The following is a 19,324-nucleotide window of genomic DNA, read 5'->3' on the forward strand; positions in this document are numbered from 1 at the left end:
GGATATGGACGACTCGCAGTATGCATGATTTCTTGATGAAAAAGCATTTATATCAATGAAATTCATTTTTACATCGAAAGTGCCATGGGCACATGCCGGTGCGCGGTGCAGGCTTTACAATGGGATCAATATTGACGAATGTAAATCTTATGCCGCGCAGCTACTTCTGGACCATGTTGTTCCTGATCTTGCATCAAATCGACGCTGCCTACTGGAAAGAGTGGGAAATGTTTCATTTGCCGGGCGGCGTGCAGGGTTTTCTTGTGTTTAATCTGGCGGCGATTGCCCTGGTGCTGGCCGGTTACCGGCACGTGCTGCTGGCCACCCCGCAGGCGCCCCTGTACGCTTGTGTCTGCGCCGCGCTCGGCGTGGGAACGTTCCTGATCCACGCCGGCTTTGCGCTGGCAGGGCTGGAGCAATTCCACTTGCCCCTGTCTATGGCCATCATCGCGTTGTGCCTGGCCAGTGCCGTCTGGCTGCTGCGCGACTTGCGCCGCGTCCAGGGGCAGCTTGCGCGCCAGGCAAAATAATTACAGCTCGGCGTGCCAATCGCCCGACTTGCCGCCATGCTTTTCCAGCACGCGCACATTCGTCATGACCATGCCGCGGTCGACGGCCTTGCACATGTCGTAGATCGTCAACAAGCCGATTTGCACGGACGTGAGCGCTTCCATTTCCACGCCGGTTTTTCCTGTCGTATCGACTTGGGCGCGGCAGTGCACGCTGTTGGCCGCTTTATCCACTTCAAAATCGACGGTGACGCGCGTGAGGGCCAGCGGGTGGCACAGGGGAATCAGGTCGCTCGTGCGCTTGGCGCCCATGATGGCGGCGATGCGGGCGATGCCCAGCACGTCGCCTTTCTTGGCGTTGCCGGAAATAATCAATGCCAGGGTGGCGGGCTGCATGCGAATGGTGCCGGCGGCCACGGCGCTGCGGCGCGTGTCTTCCTTGCTGCCCACATCGACCATATGGGCCTGGCCCGTGGCGTCGAAATGGGTCAGTTCCCCGGCGGGGGCTTGCTTGTCTGCTGTTGTCATGGCGTCGAAATAGGTGAGAAAAGGGGGGGCGCGGCACGCCCGGTCACGACCTCATGCCACTGGCATGACGCGTGGGAATGGGCGCCGCGAACAAGGTATGATAGCACCCGTGAATTCAAAAACTCCCCTTCCGATCATCGTTGAAAATGCCGCTGCGCCATGGCTGCGCGGCTCACGGCGCGCAGCCATGCTGGCCGCATTATGGCTGGCGGCGCCTTGTGCGCTGGCGCAAACCTATACGTCCGCGCCTGCTGCGCCGGCCACCAATGTAGCGGCCAAGCCGGCCGGTGGCTGGACGCCGCCGGCCGTGCCGCCGGCGCCGAACCTGCCGAACCTGGGCGACACGTCGCGCGAAGACCTGTCGCCGGCGATGGAGCGCAAGATCGGCGAGGAGATCATGCGCGGCATCCGCGGCGACCGCGACTACCTCGACGACGCGCCTCTGCTCGAATACCTGAATACCTTCGGCAACGCGCTCGTGGCGGCGCGCCCCAGCGTGCGCGGCGAAACGAATTACGACTATTTCTTCTTTGCCGTGCGCGATCCCCAGTTGAACGCGTTTGCCTTGCCCGGCGGCTTCATCGGCGTGCACTCGGCCTTGGTGCTGGCGGCGCAAACGGAGGCGGAACTGGCGTCCGTGCTGTCGCACGAGATCGGCCACGTGGCGCAGCGCCATATCGCGCGCATGCTGGGCCAGCAGCGCCAGGACGCCCTGATGCCGCTGGCGGCCATGCTGCTGGCGGCGCTCGCTTCGCGCGCGGGCGGCGACGTGGCCATGGGCGTGTTTGCCGCCGGCCAGGGCCTGGCCATCCAGCGCCAGCTCAATTTCGGCCGCGACGCCGAACGCGAGGCGGACCGCATCGGTTTCCAGATCATGGGCGAAGCGGGCTTCGACACCACCGGCATGGTGGCCTTCTTCGGCCGCATGCAGGCAGCGAGCCGCTCGTACAGCGACTTGATGCCCGCCTATCTGCAGACCCACCCGCTGACGACGGAACGCATCGCCGACATCCAGGCGCGCATCCGCGAGCAGCCGTACAAGCAGCGGGCGGACAGCCTGAGTTTCCACCTGGCCCGGGCGCGCGCGCGCGTGCTGCAGGATGAAAGCGTGCAAGGCCTGTTGAATGCCAAGGCCGTCTTCAAGACGCAGCTGGAGCAGCAAAGCCGCTTCCAGGTGACGGCCGCCCATTACGGCTTGTCCTTTGTCGCCGTCAAGCAGGGCAAGCCGGCGGAGGCGCAAAAGGAACTCGATGCGGCCAATGCCGCCCTGCACCAGCCGGTCGGGCCGAACGTGTTTACCTCGGGCGGCACGCAGGCGCCCAATTCCTTGCTTGCAGCGATGGCGTTGGAAGTGCTGTTGATGCCGGCGCAAAAGAAGGAAGTGGCGCAACAGGCGCTGAAGGCGGCGGACGTTGCGCGCCAGCAGTTTCCCCTCTCGCGCGGTATTGCCCACCAGTATGCGGAAGCGCTGATGGCGGCCGGCAAGCTGGAGCAATCGACCTTGTATCTGCGCGAGCAGGTGCAGCTCTACAAGGAAGAGCCGGAACTGTACGATTTACTGGCGAAAGCCTATGCGGATCAGGGCAAGATGACCTTGCAGCACATGGCGCTGGCCGAGTCCTACGTGCTGCAGGGCGCCACCATGGCCGCGCTGGACCAGTTGACGATCGCCCGCAAATCGACGGACGCCACCTTTTACGACCAGGCCGTGATCGATGCGCGCGAGCGCGAGCTGCAGGAAAAGCGCCGCGAACAGATCAAGGACCAGAAGGGTTAGTCCTGATCGGCTTGCGGCACCGGCTGGAAGCCGAAGGTTTGCGGCACGGCATCGTAGCGCAGCGGCTGCACGGGAATCTCCTTGCCGTCATGCAATAAAGTCAGCTTGCCCCGGCGTTCTTGCAGCCAGGCCAGCAAGTCGTCGTCGCTGGCCAGCTGTCCATCGAAGTGCAGCGCGTCCAGCACTTGCGAAATGTCGCGGTCGTCGACCTGCGCCACGATATCGCCATGGCGCAAGATCAGCATGCCGTCGTCGCACCAATACACTTGCTCGATCTGTTCCAGCGGCGCGCCCGTCTGCAAGACAAAACCGTGCTGCGGATCGCTGCGGGCGATATACGGCGTCGCTTCCAGATTCACATACACGCGCTGCGGGCCATTCTGGAAAAACCAGCAACCGCGTTCGTCCTGGGCGTAATTGCGGTTGATGAAATTCAACAGGGCCGCGTGGACGATCTTGTCGCCGGGCAGTTGTTGCTGTTGCGCCTGCTGGTCGCGTATGCGCCAGTGGCCGCGCGCGTCCAGCCCCAGCCAGCCGTAGCAGTGGGGTACGTTCGGCCATTTGGCCAGGGCTTGCTTGACGAGTTCATCCATGTGTAGCGTTTTCCATGTGAGTGCGCGCACCGCCAGCATGCCAGCTTTGCGGCGCAGACGGCGCCATGTTGCCGTTTTCAAAGAAGGAGAGCAGCCGTTGCGGCAGCCAATGCAAGCTTCCCGGTATCTTGCCAGAGGCAAAGCCGACGTGGCCGCCGTGGCGCGGATACTCGAGCGTGACCTTCGGCGCTGCGCTGCGCGGCAAGAAGCGCCTTGGGAGGAAGGGATCATTTTGCGCATTCAGTACCAGGGTCGGCACGGTGATGTCCTGCAAGACGTGCTTGGCGCTGGCGCGGTACCAGTAATCGTCGGCGTCGCGGTAGCCGTGCAGCGGTGCCGTGACGACATTGTCGAAGGCGTGCAAGTCGCGCGCGGCCAGCATGGCGTCGCGCGCGAACAGGCCGGGAAACTGCTCGAGCTTGGTCAGGCATTTCGGTTTCAAGGTGTTCAGGAACATGCGCGTGTAGAGCCGGTTGGCGCCCGAAGACAGGGCCTTGCCCCCTTGCGCCAGGTCCAGAGGGGCCGACACGGCCGCGGCCGCATCGATGAAATCGGCCTGGTGCTGCGACTGGCCCAGCCAGCACAGCAGGGCGTTGCCGCCCAGCGAGACGCCGGCCGCGTACAATTTTCCCGTGGCGCGCGGGCGCAGGCGCTGCACGATCCAGTCCACTTCCTGCGCATCGCCCGAATGGTAAAAACGGGGCGCCAGGTTCGCTTCGCCCGAGCAGCCGCGAAAATGCGGCACGGCGCCCGACCAGCCGCGCGCGGCCACCTCGGCCATCAAGGAGCGCGCGTAATGGCTGTTCGACGAGCCTTCCAGGCCGTGGAACAGCACCACGAAGGGTTGGCCCGGCTGGCCATCGACCAGGTCGACGTCGACGAAATCGCCATCGGGCGCCTGCCAGCGTTCGCGGCGGAAGGTCACGGCCGGCTTGGCGAGGCATACGGCCGGATAAATCGTTTGCGCGTGGCCGCCAGGCAGCCACAGCGGGGCGGTGTAGGAAGGAGACAAAGCCATCAGTGCAGGATCTGCGTCCCCGCTGCGTCGGCCGGTGCGCCACCGGGGGCGATGGAAGCATGGTGCAGCACGATGCGCCAGCCGCGCGGCGTTTTCACGTATACATTCGTGGCCAGCAGATGCGCCGGGCCGCCTTCTTCCTGGGTCACGCCTTCGATCACCGTGTGTACCGAACTCATCAGATTGTGCGTTTCATGCAGCTGCGCCGGCACGATGTGCAGGCCGCCGCCGGCCAGAATGGTTTCCCACGAGGCGCGGATGGCGGCATGGCCGATCAGGCGCGCGCCGCCCGGGTGGATGCAGACGATCTCTTCATCGTCGGCCCACAGCGCCATCAGCGCTTCGAGGTCGGCGCGGTGCAAGGCATCGTAGAACGCCGCTTCGACTTCGGCGGCACTGCCATTGAGTTCTTTCAGACGTTTCATGACGACTCCGGGCTGATCGGTATAACTTGATGCAAATAAAAACGGCGCGCTGGGGGCGCGCCGCTGGGCAGTTTAATGATGGCCGGCGCTGGCGCCTTCCTTCAGGGTGTAGGCTGTGCCGCAGTAGGGGCACTTGGCGACGCCGTCCTTGTTGAATTCCAGGAACACGCGCGGATGCGACGACCACAGCGGCATGGCCGGGTTAGGGCAGTGGGCTGGCAAGTCTTTACTGTCGAGTTCGACCGCTGGCTGGGTGGTTTTTGTCATCTTGTCATGCTCCGTGAGGCTGTATGGAAGGAAGTCGGCTGCTGCCAAAAGCACGATTTTAACGGATTCAGGCAGACAGCAAAAATCATGGCTAAAATGTCGGCTTGATCATCTTCGGCTGCGGCGCGGTTTTTCGCGACAATATGGCTGCCGTAGCGCCACCCTGACTGGATTTGCCTTGCCGGTATCACCGTTGCGGAGCCGTTCTCCGCGCACCATTGTTGTGCAGTTACCACACTACCTCGGCCGGAGCGCCGCGTGAACGCCGTCCCGGCCGCCAAGGACGACGCCCTGCTGAAAGATGCCTGGCGCGCCGGCCTGAACCTGGGGGCGCCCACCTTGCTGGGCATCGCCGCCTGGGGCATGGTGGTGGGCGTGGCCATGGTGAAAAGCGGCCTGACTGTCGCGCAGGCGGGGGCCATGACCTTGTTTGTCTTTGCCGGCTCGGCCCAGCTCGCGTCCTTGCCCCTGCTGGCCGCGCAGGCGCCCGTGTGGGTGATCTTTGCCACGGCTCTCGTCGTTAATTTGCGTTTTGTCATTTTTTCCGTGTTGCTGGCCCCCCATTTTTCCCATCTACCGTGGCGCCAGCGCTTTGCGCTCGGCTATGTGGCCGGCGACATCACGGTGGGCCTGTTCCTGCAGCGCTATCCCCATGAAACGCCGGACCCGGCCAAGCTGCCTTTCCTGAAAGGCTTGATCTACCCCAACTGGCTGGCCTGGCAAATCGGTTCCTTCATCGGCATCGTGCTGGGCGCCGTCGTGCCGGCCGAATGGGGGCTGGGTTTTGCCGGCACCCTGGCGATCCTGTGCGTGACGGTGCCGCTGATCCTCAGCCGCGCCGCCCTGTGCGGCGTGCTGGTGGCGGGCGCGGTGGCCGTGCTGGCCTTCGGCCTGCCGTATAAGCTGGGCTTGCTGGTGGCCGTCGTGGTGGGTATGGTCAGCGCCATGGCCGTGGAAGAATTGACTGAGAAATGGGCAAAACGCCATGATTGACGGCATCGACTTGGGCAGGGCCGACGTGTGGATCGCCATCGCCGTGCTGGTAGTGGCAACGGCCGCCACGCGCAGCACCTTCTGGCTGATCGGCCATCACATCACCATCCCGCGCCGCGTGGGCGAGATGCTGCGCTATGCGCCGGCCTGCGCGCTGGCGGCCATCATTGCGCCCGACCTGCTGATGGAAGGGCAGCAAGTGCACTTCGAATTATCGAATTTGAAACTCTTGTCGGGTATTGCCGCCACGCTCTTTTTCGTGATTCGCCGCAATATGCTGCAAACCATCGTCTTCGGCATGCTGGTTTTCACGGGCTTGCGACTGTTGCATGTTTTTCAGTAAAGCAGGACAAATCGGGGATTTGGTCTGGTCCTTGCGGTAAAATAGCGCACTTCCTTCCACTCGTCATCTGGATCGCCATGTCAGCTGTTCTCAACTTCATCCGTCTGCAAGATTTGATCGCCCAAAATGCACTGCAAGGCAAGCGCGTGTTTATCCGCGCCGACCTGAACGTCCCGCAAGATGACAGTGGCAAGATCACCGAAGATACGCGCATCCGCGCCTCGGTGCCGGCCATCCGCGCCGCCCTGGACGCTGGCGCCGCCGTCATGGTGACGTCGCACCTGGGTCGTCCGACGGAAGGCGAGTTCAAACCGGCCGACAGCCTGGCGCCCGTGGCCGCCCGCTTGTCCGAGCTGCTGGGCCAGGAAGTGGCACTGAAACAAAACTGGATCGATGGCGCCGGCCTGGAAAACTTGGCTGCCGGCCAGGTCGTCCTGCTGGAAAACGTGCGCGTGAACAAGGGCGAAAAGAAAAACAGCGATGAGCTGGCGCAAAAAATGGCCAAGCTGTGCGATATCTACGTCAATGACGCGTTCGGCACAGCCCATCGCGCCGAAGCGTCCACGCACGGCATCGCCAAGTTCGCGCCCGTCGCCTGTGCCGGCCCGCTGCTGGCCGCCGAACTCGATGCGCTGGGGAAGGCTTTGCACGCGCCAGCCCGTCCATTGCTGGCCATCGTTGCCGGTTCGAAAGTATCGAGCAAGCTGACCATTCTGAAAGCCCTGTCCGACAAGGTCGATAACCTGATCGTCGGCGGCGGCATCGCCAACACCTTCATGAAGGCCGTCGGCTTGAATGTCGGCAAGTCGCTGGTGGAAGCGGAACTGGTCGAGGAAGCCAAGGCGATCATCGACATCATGGCCAAGCGCGGCGCGCAGGTGCCGATTCCCGTCGACGTCGTGTGCGCCAAGGAATTCTCGCCAACGGCAGCCGCCACCGTCAAGGACGTGGCCGACGTGGCGGACGACGACATGATCCTCGATATCGGCCCGAAAACGGCCGCCCTGCTGGCGCAGCAGATCGCAGCCGCCGGCACCATCGTGTGGAACGGCCCCGTCGGCGTGTTCGAATTCGACCAGTTCGGCAACGGCACCAAGACCCTGGCCCTGGCCATTGCCGACTCGAAAGCTTTCTCGATTGCCGGCGGTGGCGACACCCTGGCGGCGATTGCCAAATACGATATTACCGATAAAATCAGCTATATCTCGACGGGCGGCGGCGCTTTCCTGGAGTTCCTGGAAGGCAAAACTCTCCCAGCAGTTGAGATTCTGATGCAACGCGCAGGCTGATCCAGCCTGACTGTAGTGCCACCAAGCGCAGCCTGACCGCTGCGCTTTTACCTTGCCGGGCGGCTCAGCCGCCAGGTCTTGCTCACCTTCGCTCGCGCACAAGGACTCCTATGCCACGCGGTACAAAAATCGTAGCAACAATCGGCCCCGCTTCCACTGACTTCGATATCCTGGTCAAAATGATACGTGCGGGTGTCGACGTGGTGCGCTTGAATTTTTCCCACGGCAAGGCGCAAGACCATATCGACCGCGCGGCGCTGGTGCGCCTGGCGGCGGCCGAGTGCGGCCGCGAAGTGGCCATCATGGCCGATATGCAAGGTCCGAAGATTCGCGTCGGCAAGTTTGAAAATACGCGCATCCAGCTCGAAGCGGGTGAGCGCTTCATCCTCGACGCCAAGTGGGGCGAAAACGGCGAACTGGGCAACCAGGAACGTGTCGGCCTCGATTACAAGGCCTTGCCGCGCGACTTGCACAAGGGCGACGTGCTGCTGCTGAACGACGGCCTTATCGTGCTGATCGTCGAGCGCATCCATGGCAGCGAAATCCACACGACCGTCAAGATTGGCGGCGAGTTGTCGAACAACAAGGGCATCAACCGCCAGGGCGGCGGCCTGTCCGCGCCGGCCCTGACGGCCAAGGATATGGAAGACATCAAGACGGCCATGAGTTTCCAGGCCGACTATCTGGCTATTTCCTTTCCGAAATGTGCGACCGACATGGAAATGGCGCGTCAGCTGGCCAATATCGCCGGCGAACCGTATCACCACAAGCCGATGATGATCGCCAAGATCGAGCGTGCGGAAGCCATTCCTGCGCTGCAAGAGATTCTCGACGCTTCCGACGGCATCATGGTGGCCCGTGGCGACCTGGCCGTCGAGGTGGGCAATGCGGCCGTGCCGGCCTTGCAAAAGCGCATGATCAAGATGGCGCGCGCATCGAACAAGCTGGCGATTACGGCCACGCAGATGATGGAATCGATGATCGTCAACGCCGTGCCGACCCGTGCGGAAGTGTCCGACGTGGCGAATGCCGTGCTCGACGGCACGGATGCCGTCATGACCTCGGCCGAAACGGCCTCGGGCAAGTACCCGATCGAGACGGTGGAAATGATGGCCGCCATCTGCGTGGAAGCGGAACAGTCCGAATACAACAAGCTCGATGCCGATTTTCTCAACGTCACGTTTACCCGCATCGACCAGTCGATCGCGTATGGCGCACTGTTTACGGCCCACCATTTGCGCGTCAAAGCCATCGTGGCGCTGACGGAATCCGGTTCCACCGCCTTGTGGATGAGCCGCCACAGCATCGACACGCCGATCTATGCACTGACGCCCAGTGTCACGACTTTGCGCAAAGCCGCGCTGTACCGCAATGTTCGGGCGTATCATCTGATGCAGAACGCCCCCAGCGCGCAAGTGCTGAAGCAGGCCGAAGAGCTGCTGGTGGCGCAGGGCATCGTCCGCAAGGGCGACATGATCGTCGTTACCTGGGGCGAGCCGATGGGCCAGGTGGGTGGCACCAACGCCTTAAAGATCGTCACGGTCGGCGAATTCGAGTAAGAACGCCCACAAACCGCCCTGGGCGTTGTTGCATTGCCTCGTCGTACTAGTCGTACTGCCTTCGGCAACGCGCCTAGCCCTGAGCAGTTTGCTGGACGTTCTGGTTTTGTTGAAAGAATTCAGGCGCCGCCGCGGTCATTGACCGCGAAGCGCCGCAACGGTTTCTATTGTTATCTGGAGTATTACCATGTCTCTCGTATCCATGCGTCAACTGCTGGACCATGCCGCCGAAAACGGCTATGGCATTCCTGCTTTCAACGTCAACAACCTGGAGCAAGTGCAAGCCATCATGGCCGCCGCCGATGCGCTCAACAGCCCGGTGATCATGCAAGCGTCCGCTGGCGCGCGCAAGTACGCCGGTGAAGCGTTCCTGCGCCACCTGATCGACGCCGCCGTCGAAGCATATCCGCACATTCCCGTCGTCATGCACCAGGATCACGGCCAGTCGCCGGCCGTCTGCATGGCCGCCATCCGCTCGGGTTTTACTTCCGTGATGATGGACGGTTCGCTGGAAGCGGACGGCAAGTCGGTCGCTTCCTACGAATACAACGTGGAAGTATCGCGTGAAGTCGTGAAATTCTCGCACGCGATCGGCGTGACGGTGGAAGCGGAACTGGGCGTGCTCGGTTCGCTGGAAACCATGAAGGGCGACAAGGAAGACGGCCACGGCGCCGACGGCACCATGACACGCGAGCAACTGCTGACGGACGTGGCGCAAGCGGCCGACTTCGTGCAGCGCACCCAGTGCGACGCCCTGGCGATCGCCATCGGCACCTCGCACGGCGCGTATAAATTCACGCGCAAGCCGACGGGCGACATCCTGGCCATCGACCGCATCAAGGAAATCCACGCACGCATCCCGAACACCCACCTGGTGATGCACGGTTCCTCGTCGGTGCCGCAGGAACTGCTGGCCATCATCCGCGAATTCGGCGGCGACATGAAGGAAACCTACGGCGTGCCAGTCGAGGAAATCCAGGAAGGCATCCGTCACGGCGTGCGCAAGATCAACATCGACACCGACATCCGCCTGGCGATGACGGCCGCGATCCGCAAATACCTGTTTGAAAACCCGTCGAAATTCGACCCGCGCGACTACCTGAAGCCAGCGCGTCTTGCGGCAGAGCAAATCGTGCGCGCCCGCATGCAGGCATTCGGCTGCGAAGGCCAGGCGTCGAAAATCAAGGCCATGCCACTGGAAAAAATGGCCGAGCGTTACAAGGCCGGCGAGCTGTCGCAAATTGTGAAGTAAAATTCTGTCTGGAACGGGCCGGAAGCAATGCTCCGTGCCCGATTTTCTCGACCGGCAGGCACCCCTTGCCTGCCGGTTTCGTTTCATCCAACTATTCCCCCGCTATGAACAGCCTCTATCAGACTTCCATCCACTCCCTGCCATTGCTGGGCCACGGCAAGGTCCGCGACAATTACGCCGTTGGCGACGACAAGATCCTGATCGTCACCACGGACCGCCTGTCGGCCTTCGATGTCGTCATGAACGAGCCTATCCCCGGCAAGGGCAAGGTCCTTAACCAGATGAGCGATTTCTGGTTCGAGAAACTGGGCCATATCGTGCCGAACCACCTGACCGGCGTGGCGCCGGAATCCGTGGTGGCGCCCGGGGAAGTGGAGCAAGTGCAAGGCCGCGCCGTCGTGGCCAAGCGCTTGCAACCGATCATGGTCGAGGCAGTCGTGCGCGGCTACATCATCGGTTCGGGCTGGAAAGATTACCAGGACACGGGCAGCATCTGCGGCATCAAGCTGCCAGCGGGCCTGCAACAGGCGGAAAAACTGCCGGAACCGATCTTCACCCCGGCGGCCAAGGCCGAGCTGGGCGAGCATGACGAAAACATCAGCTTTGCTGAAATGGAAGAGCGCATCGGCGCGGAACTGGCCGCCAAGATGCGCGACGTCGCCATTCAACTCTACAAGACGGCCGCCGAATACGCGGCCACGCGCGGCATCATCATCGCCGACACCAAGTTCGAATTCGGCCTGGACGACAATGGCGTCATGCATTTGATGGATGAAGTGCTGACGGCCGACTCGTCGCGCTTCTGGCCTGCGGATTCCTACCAGCCTGGCATTTCGCCGCCGTCGTTCGACAAGCAATTCGTGCGCGACTATCTGGAAACGCTGACCTGGGGCAAGACCGCGCCGGCGCCAGCGCTGCCGGCCGACGTCATCGAAAAAACCCAGGCCAAGTATTTTGAAGCCATCGAACGCCTGACGGGCGAGAAGCTGAAGGCCTGAGATGACTGAGCAAAACAAGCCGCTGGTCGGCGTCATCATGGGGTCGTCCTCGGACTGGGACGTGATGCAGAACGCGGTCGCCATGCTGAAGCAGTTTGGCGTGCCATACGAAGCGCAAGTCATTTCCGCGCACCGCATGCCCGACGAGATGTATGCGTACGCGAAAAGCGCGCGCGCGCGCGGCTTGCGCGCCATCATCGCCGGTGCAGGCGGCGCGGCCCACCTGCCTGGCATGGTGGCCGCGATGACCATCGTGCCCGTGCTGGGCGTGCCCGTGCCATCGAAATACCTGCGCGGCGAAGATTCCATGCTGTCCATCCTGCAAATGCCCAAGGGCGTGCCGGTGGCCACCTTCGCCATCGGCGAAGCGGGCGCGGCGAATGCGGCGCTGACGGCCGTGGCCATGCTTGCCGCCAACGACGACGCCCTGGCCGAGCGCCTGGAAGCGTTCCGTGCCACGCAAACGGCCGCCGCCAAGGCCATGGTCTTGCCTGACTAATGTGTTTGAGAAATAATGAATAGTAAATCGACTTCCCCATTGCTGCCTGCCGCCCATCCACCGGCGTGGCTGGGCGTGATGGGCGGCGGCCAGCTCGGCCGCATGTTTGCCCAGGCCGCCCAGAGCATCGGTTATCAAGTAGCCGTACTGGAACCGTCCGACGCCTGCCCTGCGGGGCAGGTGGCGCAGCGCCTCATCAATGCCGGCTACAGCGATGTGGCCGGTCTCGACGCTCTGGCCGCGCAATGCCTGGCCATCACCACGGAATTTGAAAACGTGCCGGCCGACAGCCTGTCGCGCCTGGCCGAACGCGTGTTCGTGGCGCCGAACGCCCATGGCGTCTCGGTGGCGCAAGACCGCATCGCGGAAAAGCGTTTCTTTGTCGACTGTGCGGCCAAATCGGGCGTGCTGCCGGCGCCGCACATGGTGATCGCCACGCAGCTTGACATCGATGCCATCGGCGACGATTTGCTGCCCGGTATCTTGAAAACCGTGCGCATGGGCTATGACGGCAAGGGCCAGTTCCGCGTGCGCACGCGCGACGATGTGCGTGCCGCGTTTGCGGAAATGGGCGAAGTAACTTGTCTGCTGGAAAAGATGCTGCCGCTGGCGTATGAAGTGTCGGTGCTGACGGCGCGCGGCGTGGATGGCGAATCGGTCGTCTATCCGATCGCCGAAAACGTGCACCGCGACGGCGTCTTGTTTACCACCACCGTGCCGGGCCCGAACGTGTCCGACGATTGCGCCGCCAAGGCGCAGCGGGCGGCGCAAGCCATGGTGGCAGAACTCGGTTACGTCGGCGTGCTGTGCATCGAATTTTTCGTGCTGGAAGATGGCAGCCTGGTGGTCAATGAAATGGCGCCGCGCCCGCACAACAGCGGTCATTACACGATGGATGCCTGCGTCACCAGCCAGTTCGCGCAGCAGGTGCGGGCGATGGCGCGCTTGCCGCTGGGCGACGTGCGCCAGCATTCGCCTGCCGTGATGCTCAACATCCTCGGCGACGCCTGGTTTGCCGACGACAGCGACGTGGTCACTGAACCGGCGTGGGACCAGGTGCTGGCGCTGCCGGGCGCTTGCCTGCATCTGTATGGCAAGGACGATCCGCGCCGTGGCCGCAAGATGGGCCATTTGACCTTCATCGCCGCCAGCTTGCCGCAGGCGCAGCAGCGCCTGCGCGACGCTTGCCTGATCCTGGGAATCGCGCCGTGAGCGTGCCCCCACAAGACCTGGCGGCGGCCGCTGCCGTGCTGGAAAGGGGCGGCCTCGTCGCTTTCCCGACGGAAACCGTGTATGGCCTGGGCGCCGATGCGGAAAACCCGGCCGCCGTGGCGCGCATCTACGAAGCCAAGGGCCGTCCCTCGGACCATCCCGTGATCGTGCATGTGGCGCCCGGCGCCGACCTGGCGCACTGGTCCGACGATATCCCGCAGGAAGCGCAGCAACTGGTGGCCGCCTTCTGGCCCGGTCCGCTGACGCTGATCGTCAAGCGTGCCGCGCATATCCCCGACGCTGTCTCCGGCGGCCAGGATACGGTGGGTCTGCGCTGCCCGTCGCACCCGGTGGCTATCGAATTGCTACGCACTTTCAAGGGTGGCAAGGGTGGCCTGGCAGCGCCGTCGGCGAACAAATTCGGCAACGTCAGCCCGACGACGGCGCAGCACGTGCGCGATGAATTTGCTGCGGAACTCGACAGCGGCTTGCTGGGCCTGGTGCTCGACGGCGGGCAGAGCGACGTGGGCATCGAGTCGACCATCGTCGACCTGTCGCGGCTGGCCACGCACGGTCCCGTGCTGTTGCGTCCCGGCCATATCAGCAGCGAGCAGATCGCCGCCGTCATCGGTCGCGCACCGGCTGTTGCCGACGCGGCCGCGCCGCGTGCCTCGGGCACGCTGGAATCGCATTACGCACCGCATACGCCTGTTGCGATGCAGCACAGCGATGACGTGAGCGCCACCTTGAACCGCCTGCTCAACGACGGGCGCCGCGTGGCCCTGATCCACTACTCGGATCTGCCGCCGGCCAGCGCCAGCGTACGCCTGGCCGCCAACCCGGAAAATTACGCACATGCGCTGTATGCCTCGCTGCGCACGATGGACCAGGTCGGCGCCGAGCTGATACTCGTCGAAGCGCCACCGACCGGCCCCGCTTGGCTGGGTGTCAACGACCGTTTGCGGCGTGCCGCTTTCGGCTCAAGTGGTATCTTGCAGCAATTCCTGTCCGTCTGAAAAAAGCCCCGCAAGGGGCTTTTTATTGATGCAGCGCAATAGCAATGCTTGCCACGAAACATAGTAAATCCTCCATAATTCAGCGGATCGCCCGGCCATGACGGGGCGCCGGCGATGTTGTTATTTCGTTGATTTTTAAAACATATTTTCTATACAAGCCTGAGGAACGATGGCATATTAGTTGGGTAGCGAATAGCACGCCCGTTCGTTTAGAAACCAGAAAAAAGACCGAGGAGACAAAATGCATCAAACAAAATTCGCGCTGGCCGTGCTGGCTGCGGCTGTCCTGGCAGGTTGCGGCGGCGCCAGTGGCGGTGATCAAGCCTTGAAAGTCAAATACACGGCGCAGGTGTCGTTCGGCGACAGCCTGTCCGATGTCGGTTCGTATGCCGTGGGCACGGTGCAGGCCAAAGGTGGCGGCAAGTTCACCATCAATGGCGACAATACCAAGATCAATCCTGAACTGACGGGCAAGAACTGGACCGAGCACCTGGCCGCGCAATTCGGCCTGGCCGCGCCATGCGCCGCCGAGACGGGTCTGGAGGGGAATGCGGCGCAAGGCCTTTCCGTACCGCGCGTCAAGCATGCTGGCTGCTACGGCTACGCCATGGGCGGTTCGCGCGTGACCAACCCCGTCGGTCCGAACAATAAATTGACGGGCAGTGCGCTGGGCGCCCTGACCGTGCCCGTGGTGACGCAGATCGCGAACCACCTGGCCGTTTCCGGCGGCAAGTTCAGCGGCACGGAAGCCGTTTTCGTGATGGCCGGCGGCAATGACGTGCTGTTCCAGCTGGGCGCATTGCAAGCGGGCGCGACCGCTGCTGGCAAGGCTGCTGGCGCGGCCGCCGGCGCCCAGGCGTTCGCCACCAATTTGACCATGGCCCTGGCGGCCGGCGCCCCCAACCCCACCACGGCAGCAGCTGCCATCGGCGCCGCCATCAAGACGGCCAGCGCTGCGCCGGGCGCCACGTCGGAGGCCATCGTCGGCGCCGCCGTGCAAGCCGCGGTCATTGCCGGCAATACGGCGGTCGCTTCGGCTAGCGTGTATGGTCCGCTGGTCACCAAGGCGCAAGCCGATGCGACGGTGACGGGTAACGCTGCCGGCGCCAAGGCCGGTGCCGATTACGCCGTGGCCCAAGGGCCTGCACTGGTTGCCGCGATGAAACAAGCGGGTACCGAACTGGTGGCGCTGGTCAAGGACCAGATCATCGCCAAGGGCGCCAACTATGTCATCGTCAACAATCTGCCGGACGTGGCCGGTACGCCATCGGGCCTGAGCAAGGACGCCAATACCAAGGCGCTCATCAATGCCATGGTCAGCGCCTTCAATGGCGAACTGAGCGGCGGCCTGAGCGCCAACGCGAAAGTCTTGCTGGTCGACGTGTTTGCCGTCAGCCATGACCAGGCCACCAACCCTGGCCCGTATGGCTTGACCAACGTCAGCGAGACGGCGTGCGACTTGAGCGCGCCAGGCAATATTCTGGGCAGCTCGCTGGTCTGCAATGGCTCGAACCTGAAAGCGGGCGACGTCAGCCATTACTCGTATGCCGACGATGTGCATCCTACGCCGTTCAACAACCTGTTGCTGGCCCGTTATGTGGCCAAGGACATGGTCGTGCGGGGCTGGCTGTAAGGAATCGCCGCGCCAGCTGCGTCCCCTGGGCGTGGCTGGCGCTGGCAGCGACAAGACTGGATAGCCCAGCTATCCGCACATAATGATCAGGAGACAAGATGAAAAATCGTTTGAATACCGCTGTACGCGTGCTGGCAGCCGCCGCCGCGATGGCCATGGCGACGGGCGCTTCGGCGCAAAGCGCAGGCACCTGGATGGTCAAGGCTGGCCTCAACAAGATTACGCCGCACGTGGACAGTGGTGACATTTCCGCGCCGGCGCTGCCGAACACCAAGGCCGACGTCAAGCCGGATACCAAGCCCATCCTGACCTTTGCCTACATGATCACGGACAATATTTCCGCTGAAATGATCTTGGGCGTGCCGTACAAGCATGACTTGATCGGCGATGGTTCCATCAAGGGTACGGGCAAGCTGGGGACGGCGGAAGCCTTGCCGCCGACGGCTTTCATCCAGTACCGTTTCTTCCAGCCCAATGCGATGATCCGCCCTTACGTGGGCGCGGGCTTGACGTATGCCTATTTCCAGAAGGAAAAAGGCTCGGGCCAGATGACGGCCTTGCTGGATCCGGGTGGATCGCCCGTCACCTACCGCCTGGACAACAAGCTGGCGGGCAGCCTGGTGGTCGGCAGCACCCTGGCCTTCAACGAACGCTGGTTTGCCGACGTGGCCGTGGTCAAGACCTTCCTGAAAACCAAGGCGAAATTCTCGACGGGGCAGACGCAGAGCATTACGCTCGATCCGCTCGCCGTGAGTGTCAGCATCGGGTATAACTTTACCCTGTAAAACAAAAAATCCGCCTCGGCGGATTTTTTTTGTCCCGCTCAGGCTGGCGGTGTATTGAACTTTCCATTGTGGAAGATCAAAGGCGGCTGCGCGGCAAACGCGCATTGTTCCACTTCGCCCACGAAAATGACGTGGTCGCCTTCCGGATAGCGGCTGCGGTTGTGGCATTCGAACCAGGCCGATGCGCCTTTCAGGATGGGCTGGCCCGTGCGCGACAGCTCGTATTCGACGTCGTCGAACGGGTTCGGCGTGCGGCGTGAAAAGCGCGTGGCCAGTTCCGCCTGCTCGGCCCCCAGCACGTTGATGACGTAATGCGAGTTGCCGCTGAAGATGGGCATGCTGTTCGCCACGGAACCGAGGCTCCACAGCACCAGTGGCGGCGACAGCGAGACGGAATTGAAGGAACTGGCCGTCAAGCCGCGGAAACTGCCGTCGGCCAGGCGCGTCGTAATGACCGTCACGCCGGTGGCAAACTGCGACAGCGCCTGGCGGAAATGTGCCGTATCGAATTCTTGTGCTGGTGCGCGGGGGGAGCGTGTGTTCATGGGTGACCTGTCTATTTGCTGACATTATGCCAAAAATCGGCCGCGCCAGCGCAATCGTGGCCGGCATGCCCCTTATGTGCGGTGCACCACGCACCGTTTCAAGCGGCGCTGCAGGCCATGGCGCTTTGCGTTACAGTAATGAAATGATACGTCGCAGAGGCGTTGCGGGAGGACATCATGCATCAACAGACGGAAGTGGCGGTATTCGGTGGTGGCTGTTTCTGGTGCCTCGATGCCGTGTACGGGGAAGTGCGCGGCGTGACGCGCGTCGAGGCCGGCTACACGGGTGGCAGCGTAGCCGACCCCACATATGAACAGGTGTGCACGGGCGAGACGGGCCACGCGGAAGTGGTGCGCCTGGAGTTCGATCCCGCCGTCATCAGTTATCACGACTTGCTGGAAATCTTTTTTACCCTGCACGACCCTACCACCGTGAACCGGCAAGGCAACGATGTCGGTACGCAATTTCGCTCCGTCATCCATTACCAGTCGGCGGAGCAGGAAAAGGTGGCGCGCAAGGTGCTCGCCGAGATGGCCTGCGTGTGGGATGCGCCCATCGTCACGCAACTGGCGCCGGCAGCAAGCTTTTATCCGGCCGAGGAGTGCCACCAGAATTATGTCGAGCAGCATCCCTTGCAGGGCTATTGCGCGCTGGTCGTCGCGCCCAAGGTGGAGAAATTCCGCGCCATGTATGCGGGGCGCCTGAAGTAGGCGCCCCGTGCGCCTGTCAGTTCGCCAGCACGGGCGCCGGCCTGGCATCCTGCGTATACATGTAGTTGCGCGACCAGGGCAGTGCGGAAGAACGCCGGCCCGCCTTTACGCAGACGATCTGGTACAGACTGATCAAATCTTGCTCGAAGGCATAGGCGCAGCCGGCCAGGTAGACGTGCCAGATGCGGAAGCGCCGTTCGCCCGCCAATGGACGGATCTGCTCGGCATGGGCTTCGAAATTTTCCGTCCACAGGGCGCACGTGCGCGCATAGTGGCGCCGCAGGTTTTCCACGTCCAGCACTTCCAGTCCACCCTGCTGCATGGTTTTCAGGACATTGCCGATGTGCGCCAGCTCGCCATGCGGGAACACATATTTTTCGATGAATTCGCCGCCGCCGTACGGCGTTTCGCCATTGTCCGGATCGGTCGAGGTGATGCCGTGGTTCATCGCCATGCCGTCGGGCGCCAGCAATTTGTTGATGATGGAAAAGTAGTCGGGCAAATGCTTCAATCCCACGTGCTCGAACATGCCCACGCTGGTGATGCGGTCGAACTGGCCCGTCACGTCGCGGTAATCTTGCAGGCGGATGTCGATCAGGTGCGCCAGGCCGGCCGCCGCCACGCGCTCGCGCGCCAGCGCGTACTGGTTTTCCGACAGGGTCACGCCCACGCAGCGGGCGCCATATTGCTGCGCGGCACGAATCACGAGCGCCCCCCAGCCGCAGCCGATGTCGAGCAGGGTCTGGCCCGGCTGTAGCTGGATTTTCTTCAGGATATGCTCGATCTTCTTGATTTGCGCCTGTGCCAGGGTTTCATCGCCCTGTTCGAAATAGGCGCAGGAATACACGAGGCCGGGGTCGAGAAACTGTTCATAAAACGCATTCGACACGTCGTAGTGGTAGCGGATGGCTTCCGCATCCTTGCTCTTGTCGTGCGTAAAGCTGCGCACGATGCGGGCCAGCTTGCCTTCCGGTTTCAAGGTATTGCGCGCCAGGGCATTGCAGATGGAAATCATGTCCTGGGCCGTGCCCTTGACCTCGATATTGCCTTCCACATAGGCCGAACCCAGATTCGCCAGCGAGGGGTTCAGCAGATAGCGGGCCGAGGCGACGGTCGGCAGGCGGATGGTGACCCGCGGCGCTTCGCTGGACAGGTCGACGTGCTGGCCGTTCCACAATTCTATGCGTAGCGGCAAGGCGGTCTTGCTGCGGATGCTGGCGATCCAGGACTTGAGTTGGTTTTGTACAAACAAAATGGCCTCCAATGAAGCGGCCCCAGCCGGGGCTGCAAATTGAGAAACAATATTATTTAGTAACTTCTGCCTTCATAGCCTACACCTATATTGACCAGCTTGCTTTGCGCCGCCCCGGTT

Annotated in this window: 21 protein-coding genes; 14 read left to right on the forward strand and 7 right to left on the reverse strand. The window is 62.6% G+C overall.

From position 1 onward, the window contains the following. The first annotated feature begins 149 nt into the window (after nt 1–149). Nucleotides 150–530 carry a DUF6713 family protein gene (locus ACQ4WO_RS00115; protein WP_436479742.1) on the forward strand — a complete coding sequence of 127 codons (381 nt, stop codon included), beginning with the start codon at nt 150–152 and terminating at the stop codon, nt 528–530. Here ACQ4WO_RS00115 and moaC read toward each other — a convergent pair whose 3' ends face one another. Beyond that, entirely contained in the window at nt 531–1,037 is a 507-nt protein-coding gene (gene moaC / locus ACQ4WO_RS00120; RefSeq protein ID WP_436479743.1) for a cyclic pyranopterin monophosphate synthase MoaC, read from the reverse strand. Nucleotides 1,038–1,224: 187 nt separating this feature from the next. Here moaC and ACQ4WO_RS00125 point away from each other — a divergent pair, with 187 nt between their 5' ends. Beyond that, nucleotides 1,225–2,814, forward strand: coding sequence for a beta-barrel assembly-enhancing protease (locus ACQ4WO_RS00125; protein ID WP_436479744.1), 1,590 nt, complete (start codon nt 1,225–1,227; stop codon nt 2,812–2,814). Here ACQ4WO_RS00125 and ACQ4WO_RS00130 read toward each other — a convergent pair. The 4 genes from ACQ4WO_RS00130 to ACQ4WO_RS00145 form a co-directional block, all read right to left on the reverse strand. After that, nucleotides 2,811–3,407 (reverse strand): DUF2946 family protein, encoded by a 597-nt coding sequence (locus ACQ4WO_RS00130; RefSeq protein ID WP_436479745.1) that lies wholly within the window; start codon nt 3,405–3,407, stop codon nt 2,811–2,813. The genes ACQ4WO_RS00125 and ACQ4WO_RS00130 overlap by 4 nt on opposite strands. Then, nucleotides 3,400–4,425, reverse strand: a complete 1,026-nt coding sequence (locus ACQ4WO_RS00135) for a YheT family hydrolase (protein WP_436479746.1) — start codon at nt 4,423–4,425, stop codon at nt 3,400–3,402. Before ACQ4WO_RS00135 ends, ACQ4WO_RS00130 begins: the two co-directional genes overlap by 8 nt. Then, on the reverse strand, nt 4,425–4,850 hold the full coding sequence (locus ACQ4WO_RS00140; protein ID WP_034746103.1) for a YybH family protein: 426 nt from the start codon (nt 4,848–4,850) through the stop codon (nt 4,425–4,427). Before ACQ4WO_RS00140 ends, ACQ4WO_RS00135 begins: the two co-directional genes overlap by 1 nt. Nucleotides 4,851–4,922: 72 nt before the next feature. After that, nucleotides 4,923–5,117, reverse strand: coding sequence for a zinc-finger domain-containing protein (locus ACQ4WO_RS00145; protein WP_034746106.1), 195 nt, complete (start codon nt 5,115–5,117; stop codon nt 4,923–4,925). Nucleotides 5,118–5,375: 258 nt separating this feature from the next. Here ACQ4WO_RS00145 and ACQ4WO_RS00150 point away from each other — a divergent pair, with 258 nt between their 5' ends. From ACQ4WO_RS00150 to ACQ4WO_RS00200, 11 genes are all read left to right on the forward strand, one after another. After that, nucleotides 5,376–6,110, forward strand: coding sequence for an AzlC family ABC transporter permease (locus tag ACQ4WO_RS00150; protein ID WP_338679886.1), 735 nt, complete (start codon nt 5,376–5,378; stop codon nt 6,108–6,110). Further along, complete coding sequence (locus ACQ4WO_RS00155; protein ID WP_436479747.1) at nt 6,103–6,453, forward strand: branched-chain amino acid transport AzlD family protein; 351 nt, start codon at nt 6,103–6,105, stop codon at nt 6,451–6,453. The genes ACQ4WO_RS00150 and ACQ4WO_RS00155 overlap by 8 nt, the downstream gene beginning before the upstream one ends. A gap of 77 nt (nt 6,454–6,530) precedes the next feature. Then, nucleotides 6,531–7,742, forward strand: coding sequence for a phosphoglycerate kinase (locus tag ACQ4WO_RS00160; protein ID WP_436479748.1), 1,212 nt, complete (start codon nt 6,531–6,533; stop codon nt 7,740–7,742). Between the two features lie 110 nt (nt 7,743–7,852). After that, nucleotides 7,853–9,301 (forward strand): pyruvate kinase, encoded by a 1,449-nt coding sequence (gene pyk, locus ACQ4WO_RS00165; protein ID WP_034780607.1) that lies wholly within the window; start codon nt 7,853–7,855, stop codon nt 9,299–9,301. A gap of 187 nt (nt 9,302–9,488) precedes the next feature. After that, nucleotides 9,489–10,553 (forward strand): class II fructose-bisphosphate aldolase, encoded by a 1,065-nt coding sequence (fba, locus tag ACQ4WO_RS00170; protein ID WP_034746119.1) that lies wholly within the window; start codon nt 9,489–9,491, stop codon nt 10,551–10,553. 104 nt (nt 10,554–10,657) lie between these two features. Then, nucleotides 10,658–11,551, forward strand: a complete 894-nt coding sequence (locus ACQ4WO_RS00175; RefSeq protein WP_436479749.1) for a phosphoribosylaminoimidazolesuccinocarboxamide synthase — start codon at nt 10,658–10,660, stop codon at nt 11,549–11,551. Nucleotide 11,552: 1 nt separating this feature from the next. Then, nucleotides 11,553–12,050 (forward strand): 5-(carboxyamino)imidazole ribonucleotide mutase, encoded by a 498-nt coding sequence (gene purE / locus ACQ4WO_RS00180; protein WP_034746126.1) that lies wholly within the window; start codon nt 11,553–11,555, stop codon nt 12,048–12,050. A 15-nt stretch (nt 12,051–12,065) separates the two neighbouring features. Then, entirely contained in the window at nt 12,066–13,262 is a 1,197-nt protein-coding gene (locus ACQ4WO_RS00185) for a 5-(carboxyamino)imidazole ribonucleotide synthase (protein WP_436479750.1), read from the forward strand. Beyond that, entirely contained in the window at nt 13,259–14,278 is a 1,020-nt protein-coding gene (locus ACQ4WO_RS00190) for an L-threonylcarbamoyladenylate synthase (RefSeq protein WP_436479751.1), read from the forward strand. Before ACQ4WO_RS00185 ends, ACQ4WO_RS00190 begins: the two co-directional genes overlap by 4 nt. Before the next feature lie 241 nt (nt 14,279–14,519). Beyond that, the gene (locus ACQ4WO_RS00195; protein WP_436479752.1) at nt 14,520–15,911 is read left to right on the forward strand and encodes an SGNH/GDSL hydrolase family protein; all 1,392 of its coding nucleotides are present in this window, start codon (nt 14,520–14,522) and stop codon (nt 15,909–15,911) included. A 98-nt stretch (nt 15,912–16,009) separates the two neighbouring features. Next, nucleotides 16,010–16,696 (forward strand): OmpW/AlkL family protein, encoded by a 687-nt coding sequence (locus ACQ4WO_RS00200; protein WP_181878008.1) that lies wholly within the window; start codon nt 16,010–16,012, stop codon nt 16,694–16,696. Between the two features lie 38 nt (nt 16,697–16,734). Here the strand turns inward: ACQ4WO_RS00200 and ACQ4WO_RS00205 are convergent, their stop codons facing one another. Beyond that, nucleotides 16,735–17,241: a flavin reductase family protein gene (locus ACQ4WO_RS00205; RefSeq protein ID WP_034746143.1), complete on the reverse strand. Its 507-nt coding sequence runs from the start codon at nt 17,239–17,241 to the stop codon at nt 16,735–16,737. Nucleotides 17,242–17,418: 177 nt separating this feature from the next. Here ACQ4WO_RS00205 and msrA point away from each other — a divergent pair, with 177 nt between their 5' ends. Further along, nucleotides 17,419–17,952: a peptide-methionine (S)-S-oxide reductase MsrA gene (msrA, locus tag ACQ4WO_RS00210; RefSeq protein ID WP_436479753.1), complete on the forward strand. Its 534-nt coding sequence runs from the start codon at nt 17,419–17,421 to the stop codon at nt 17,950–17,952. Between the two features lie 16 nt (nt 17,953–17,968). Here the strand turns inward: msrA and ACQ4WO_RS00215 are convergent, their stop codons facing one another. Continuing rightward, a complete protein-coding gene (locus ACQ4WO_RS00215) occupies nt 17,969–19,204 on the reverse strand; it encodes a class I SAM-dependent methyltransferase (RefSeq protein ID WP_436479754.1) in 1,236 nt (411 codons plus the stop codon). Nucleotides 19,205–19,324: the final 120 nt, after the last annotated feature.

The sequence above is a fragment of the Janthinobacterium aestuarii genome (genome assembly GCF_051380835.1).
GTDB lineage: Bacteria > Pseudomonadota > Gammaproteobacteria > Burkholderiales > Burkholderiaceae_D > Janthinobacterium > Janthinobacterium aestuarii.

Coding starts and splice junctions, on each gene's coding strand:
- ACQ4WO_RS00115 (WP_436479742.1), top strand. CDS start 150: ATGCCGCGCAGCTACTTCTGGACCATGTTGTTCCTGATCTTGCATCAA.
- moaC (WP_436479743.1), bottom strand. CDS start 1,037: ATGACAACAGCAGACAAGCAAGCCCCCGCCGGGGAACTGACCCATTTC.
- ACQ4WO_RS00125 (WP_436479744.1), top strand. CDS start 1,225: ATGCTGGCCGCATTATGGCTGGCGGCGCCTTGTGCGCTGGCGCAAACC.
- ACQ4WO_RS00130 (WP_436479745.1), bottom strand. CDS start 3,407: ATGGATGAACTCGTCAAGCAAGCCCTGGCCAAATGGCCGAACGTACCC.
- ACQ4WO_RS00135 (WP_436479746.1), bottom strand. CDS start 4,425: ATGGCTTTGTCTCCTTCCTACACCGCCCCGCTGTGGCTGCCTGGCGGC.
- ACQ4WO_RS00140 (WP_034746103.1), bottom strand. CDS start 4,850: ATGAAACGTCTGAAAGAACTCAATGGCAGTGCCGCCGAAGTCGAAGCG.
- ACQ4WO_RS00145 (WP_034746106.1), bottom strand. CDS start 5,117: ATGACAAAAACCACCCAGCCAGCGGTCGAACTCGACAGTAAAGACTTG.
- ACQ4WO_RS00155 (WP_436479747.1), top strand. CDS start 6,103: ATGATTGACGGCATCGACTTGGGCAGGGCCGACGTGTGGATCGCCATC.
- ACQ4WO_RS00160 (WP_436479748.1), top strand. CDS start 6,531: ATGTCAGCTGTTCTCAACTTCATCCGTCTGCAAGATTTGATCGCCCAA.
- pyk (WP_034780607.1), top strand. CDS start 7,853: ATGCCACGCGGTACAAAAATCGTAGCAACAATCGGCCCCGCTTCCACT.
- fba (WP_034746119.1), top strand. CDS start 9,489: ATGTCTCTCGTATCCATGCGTCAACTGCTGGACCATGCCGCCGAAAAC.
- ACQ4WO_RS00175 (WP_436479749.1), top strand. CDS start 10,658: ATGAACAGCCTCTATCAGACTTCCATCCACTCCCTGCCATTGCTGGGC.
- purE (WP_034746126.1), top strand. CDS start 11,553: ATGACTGAGCAAAACAAGCCGCTGGTCGGCGTCATCATGGGGTCGTCC.
- ACQ4WO_RS00185 (WP_436479750.1), top strand. CDS start 12,066: ATGAATAGTAAATCGACTTCCCCATTGCTGCCTGCCGCCCATCCACCG.
- ACQ4WO_RS00195 (WP_436479752.1), top strand. CDS start 14,520: ATGCATCAAACAAAATTCGCGCTGGCCGTGCTGGCTGCGGCTGTCCTG.
- ACQ4WO_RS00200 (WP_181878008.1), top strand. CDS start 16,010: ATGAAAAATCGTTTGAATACCGCTGTACGCGTGCTGGCAGCCGCCGCC.
- ACQ4WO_RS00205 (WP_034746143.1), bottom strand. CDS start 17,241: ATGAACACACGCTCCCCCCGCGCACCAGCACAAGAATTCGATACGGCA.
- msrA (WP_436479753.1), top strand. CDS start 17,419: ATGCATCAACAGACGGAAGTGGCGGTATTCGGTGGTGGCTGTTTCTGG.